Here is a 327-nt window from a genome sequence, read left to right as displayed (position 1 = left end):
CATCTTCGTCGTCCTCATCTTCCTCGACGACCTTCTTCTTGCCCTTGGCCGGAGCCTTCTTCCCCTTCTTCGGGGGTTCGTCGTCTTCGTCTTCGTCGATGTCGTCCGCGTCAACGGCCTTACCCTTCTTAAGCTTCACTCCATTACGCTTTGCCCACGACTCGAACTCACGCTTCGTTTCCTCATCCGACAGCGGCTCCGCTGCGAGGCACGAAGTATCCCAGCGCAGGAATGAGAGTTCTTCCTCGTCGAGCGCGCTGCGCGTGTCTGCCGGGATCACTTGATACTGATCTGCGGGTGCCTTCGAACCATCGAAGAAGATTCGAA

1 protein-coding gene is annotated in these 327 nt (G+C 57.2%); it reads right to left on the bottom strand.

The features are described from left to right. On the bottom strand, positions 1-280 hold a 280-nt coding region (locus AC1RPH_RS08140; RefSeq protein WP_481762082.1), incomplete at its 3' end, for a hypothetical protein. Positions 281-327 lie beyond the last annotated feature (47 nt).

The organism is Dellaglioa sp. CoH-57-MRSF-16 (assembly GCF_056782055.1).
This window is presented reverse-complemented; position numbering and strand designations above follow the sequence as displayed.